Annotated in this window: 5 protein-coding genes; 3 read left to right on the top strand and 2 right to left on the bottom strand. The window is 74.8% G+C overall.

The window, feature by feature from the left end; genetic code table 11:
* The 3 genes from VIU94_RS30615 to VIU94_RS30605 all read left to right on the top strand — a co-directional run.
* Positions 1-409: SCO6045 C-terminal-like domain-containing protein (locus VIU94_RS30615; RefSeq protein WP_524540651.1), on the top strand; the 409-nt coding region annotated here is incomplete at its 5' end.
* Between the two features lie 5 nt (positions 410-414).
* The gene (locus tag VIU94_RS30610; RefSeq protein WP_331916285.1) at positions 415-1,401 is read left to right on the top strand and encodes a TIGR04222 domain-containing membrane protein; all 987 of its coding nucleotides are present in this window, start codon (positions 415-417) and stop codon (positions 1,399-1,401) included.
* Between the two features lie 86 nt (positions 1,402-1,487).
* Complete coding sequence (locus tag VIU94_RS30605) at positions 1,488-2,225, top strand: TIGR04222 domain-containing membrane protein (RefSeq protein WP_331916283.1); 738 nt, start codon at positions 1,488-1,490, stop codon at positions 2,223-2,225.
* Positions 2,226-2,389: 164 nt separating this feature from the next.
* On the opposite strand, the gene hemQ is transcribed toward VIU94_RS30605, so the two are convergent.
* Both hemQ and VIU94_RS30595 read right to left on the bottom strand, forming a co-directional pair.
* Positions 2,390-3,103, bottom strand: coding sequence for a hydrogen peroxide-dependent heme synthase (gene hemQ / locus VIU94_RS30600; RefSeq protein WP_331916281.1), 714 nt, complete (start codon positions 3,101-3,103; stop codon positions 2,390-2,392).
* Between the two features lie 17 nt (positions 3,104-3,120).
* On the bottom strand, positions 3,121-3,859 hold a 739-nt coding region (locus tag VIU94_RS30595; RefSeq protein ID WP_331916279.1), incomplete at its 5' end, for a protoporphyrinogen/coproporphyrinogen oxidase.

Genomic DNA, 3,859 nt, shown 5'->3' with positions numbered 1-3,859 from the left:
CGGCGCGCGTGAGCGCGTCGGGCTCGCGCAGGCGGCGTTGCTGTCCGCGCTCGTCGCGGGCACGCCCGCGCCCGAGGGGTTCGATGTGCGGCGGCTGCGGGTGCAGAGCCGGGCGTTGGTCGCCAAGCGGGCCGGGGTCGTCGCCAAGGTCGCGCCGGAGCTGCCGGAGATCCTGGGGGCCGAGTACCGGCCGGCGTTCTTCGCGTACGCGGCCTCCCGGCCGATGCCGGGCAGCTACCGGCGCGAGGCGCTCGACTTCGCCGAGCACCTGCTCGTCGCCGGCCGCCCCGCCGACCCCGACGCCCGCCGCCGGCTCACGCACTGGTGGCAGGACCGGGCCGGGGCCCGGCCGCCGGGACGGGCCACCCGGCTCGTCCGCGCCGCTCGCGCCGTGCTGGCGGGAAAGTGATGGCCATGAACCTGCTCGCCGTACTCGTCTACCTCGCCGTCCTGACCAGCCTGGTCCTGCTGATCGCCCGGATCGTCTCCTCCCGCAGGGGCGCCGGCGGCGTGCTGCACGACCTGCCGGAGGCGGCCTTCCTGCAGGGCGGCCCGGCCCGCGTGGTGGACACCGTCCTCGCCGCGATGCACGCCGACGGCATCATCGCCATCGGCGGCCCCGGCATCGTCGTCGCGCTCGGCCCGGCCGGCCGGCACCCCGTCGAGCACGCCGTCCTCCAGGAGTTGGCGGTCGCGCCGAACGGCGCGCTGCACACCCTGCGGCTGGCCGTCATGCGCCACCCTGCGGTCCAGGGGGTCGGCGACGGCCTGGCCGCGCGCGGGCTGCTCGTCGCGCCCGCCGACCGCCGCGTCGTCGTCCGCTGGGCGGTCGCCCAGGGCTTCGGCTCCTTCGGGATGATCTTCGTCTCGCTCTTCCTCACGTTCGCGTTCTTCGACCCCTGGGAGGAGGACATGTCGGTCCCGTTCATCGTGAAGGTGATCCCCGCCCTGCTGTTCGGCATCGTCAGCGCGCTCATCTGCGGGGCGATCGCCGCGAGTCGGGTGTCCGGGGCCGGCCACCGCGCGCTGCGCGCCTACCGGCAGCAGGCCGCGTACATGACGGACCCCGGGCACCTGGTCGCGCTGCGCGGCCTCGGCGCGCTGCCGGACCCGGTCCTCCAGGCGCAGCTCATCGCGGCGGCCCGGATGCCGCGCACGCCGCACACGAGCAGTGGCCATACGGACAGCGGGGCGCCCCTCGTCGCCGTGTGGTGCGCCGGGGTCAGCGACGGGGGCGGCGGCGGTTGCGGCGCGGGCGGCAGCGGGGGCGGAGGAGGCGGGTCGGCCTGCTCCAGCGGCTCGTCCTGCTCCTCGTCCAGCGGCGGTTCGTCCTGCTCGTCCTCGTCGAGCGGGTCGAGCTGTTCGTCCAGCAGCGGTTCGAGCTGCGGGAGTTCCAGCTAGGGGCGGCCCCGTCACCGGTGACGGCCCCGGTCCGCATCGTGAGAAACCCGTGGCGCGCGGCCGGGGCCGTCCCGTAGAACTCGGCCATGCTCTGGGTCCCGTTGCTTCTCGTCGCCTGCGCCGCGGCCGCCGTCAGCGCGGCCCGGCTCTGTCTGGCCGCCGTCGCCGCCGCACGCCCCGCCCGCCGCGAGGACCCCGACCCACAGCATGAACTGACGCTTCCCGAGGCCGCCTACCTCTCCGGCGGCCCGCTGCGGGTCGCCGATCTGACCCTGGTCTCGATGCACCGCGCGCGCCGGCTGCTGCTCGCGCACACCGGCTGGGCGACGGTCGTCGACCCCGACGGCCGGGACGACCTGGAGCGCTCGGTGATCGGCGCGATAGGCCCGGCGGGACAGGCGCGGACGACCGCGATACGTCCGGCGATCGCCGACGCCGACGCCGTACGGGCCGTGGCGGACCGGCTGGTGACGGCCGGTCTGGCCGCGCCGGACGCGGGCCGCCGTAGCGTCGCCGCGGGGGTACGGTCGGTGCTCGCCTCGCTGCTGCTGACCGTCGCCCTGGCCGTCGGCGCGCTCCTGGTGCTCCCTCAGGACGCCCCGGTCACCCCGGTCCTGTCCTGGTTCGCACTGCCCCTCCTGCTCACCGCCGGCTGCCTCCTCATCGCCCGCGCCGAGGCCCACCCATACCCCCACTGGGCCTCCCCCACCGGCCAGACCCTCCTGGGCACGGTCCCGCCCGACGACGTACTGGCCACCCTGGCGACCCGTGGTCCGGGGTCCCTGGACGACCCGGGGCTGCGGGCGGCGCTGGACGCCGGGTAGCACGCCCGAAAAGACGCCGGTGCGGCGCGCAGACATGCGCGCCGCACCCGGAGCCGGACCCGGTGTCGCTGGAGCGGCGGACGAAGACGTCCGCCGTCTGATCTTCCGGGTCAAGGGGCGACGGCCCGGCTGGGAGCCGGGCCGTCACCAGGTTCGTACGACGGTCAGGCGAGGCCCGCCACGAGCTCGGCCACGCTCCGGCGGCGGCCCGTGTAGAACGGGACCTCCTCGCGGACGTGCATCCGCGCCTCGGAGCCGCGCAGGTGACGCATCAGGTCGACGATGCGGTAGAGCTCGTCGGCCTCGAAGGCGAGGAGCCACTCGTAGTCGCCGAGCGAGAACGAGGCGACCGTGTTGGCCCGGACGTCGGGGTAGCCGCGGGCCATCTTGCCGTGGTCCGCGAGCATCCGGCGACGGTCCTCGTCCGGCAGCAGGTACCAGTCGTAGGAGCGCACGAAGGGGTAGACCGAGACGTAGTCGCGCGGGGTCTCGTCGGCCAGGAAGGCCGGGATGTGCGACTTGTTGAACTCGGCGGGGCGGTGCAGCGCCATGTTCGACCAGACCGGCTCCAGGGAGCGGCCCAGCTTGGTGCGGCGGAAGAGGTTGTACGCCTCCTGCAGCTCGTCCGAGGTCTCGGCGTGCCACCAGATCATCACGTCGGCGTCGGCGCGCAGACCGGAGACGTCGTACGTGCCACGGACGGTGATGTCCTTGGCCGCGAGCTGGTCGAACAGCTCCTGGACCTCGTCGGCGTAGCCGGCCCGGTCCTCGGGCAGAACGTCGCGCAGCTTGAAGACGGACCACAGGGTGTAGCGGATGACCTCGTTGAGGTCCTTCGCCTTCTTACCGGCGTTCGGGATCTTTTCGGGCGCACTCATACGTCTATTCTCGCCCGTCACGGACAGTGCCCGGCACCAGGGTCGGCGGTTTTCGACGTGGCGATGATCTCGTCGGCGGCGCGGTGGGCCGAGGCGATGCAGGCGGGGACGCCGACGCCGTCGTACACGGCCCCCGCCAGGCGCAGCCCGGGCAGCTTCGCGACGGCGTCGCGGATCCGGGCGACGCGGGCGAGATGGCCCACGGGGTACTGCGGCAGTCCGTCGATCCAGCGGGTGACGGTGACGGCGACGGGCGGGGCGGTGAGGCCGACGGCGGCCCGGAGGTCGGCGCGGGAGGCGTCGACGAGCTCGGCGTCGTCGCGGTCCAGCTGCTCCTCCTCGCCGTGCCGGCCGACGGAGGTGCGCAGCACGAAGAGGTCGGGGGCGGCGTCGGCGACCCAGCTCCACTTCTGGGTGGAGAAGGTCGAGGCCTTGATGGTGCGGCCGTCGACGGGCGGCACGAGGAAACCGGAGCCGGGCAGGCCGGTGACGTCGGCGCGCCGGAACGCGAGGGTGACCAGGGCCATCGAGGCGTACTCGACCTCGCCGAGCTCGGCGGAGGCGGCGGGCGACTCGGCGGCGAGCAGCGCGGCGGCGGACCAGGCAGGGGTGGCGAGGACGACGCCGTCGGCGTGCAGGACGCGGTCGGCGGCGACGACGCGCCACTGCGTGCGGGGGCCGTCGTCGCCGTCCTCCGCCTCGGCCGCCACGCGGCGCAGTTCGGTGACCGGGGCGTGGGTGAGGATCTCGCCGCCC

Origin of the sequence: Streptomyces sp. (genome assembly GCF_036566765.1) — a bacterium.
Classification (GTDB): domain Bacteria; phylum Actinomycetota; class Actinomycetes; order Streptomycetales; family Streptomycetaceae; genus Streptomyces.
Note: the sequence above shows the minus strand (reverse complement) of the source record. Positions and strands in the feature narration are given on the sequence as shown.

Excerpts from the sequence above, each read along its gene's own strand:
- VIU94_RS30610 (WP_331916285.1), top strand. The coding sequence starts at position 415 with ATGAACCTGCTCGCCGTACTCGTCTACCTCGCCGTCCTGACCAGCCTG.
- VIU94_RS30605 (WP_331916283.1), top strand. The coding sequence starts at position 1,488 with ATGCTCTGGGTCCCGTTGCTTCTCGTCGCCTGCGCCGCGGCCGCCGTC.
- hemQ (WP_331916281.1), bottom strand. The coding sequence starts at position 3,103 with ATGAGTGCGCCCGAAAAGATCCCGAACGCCGGTAAGAAGGCGAAGGAC.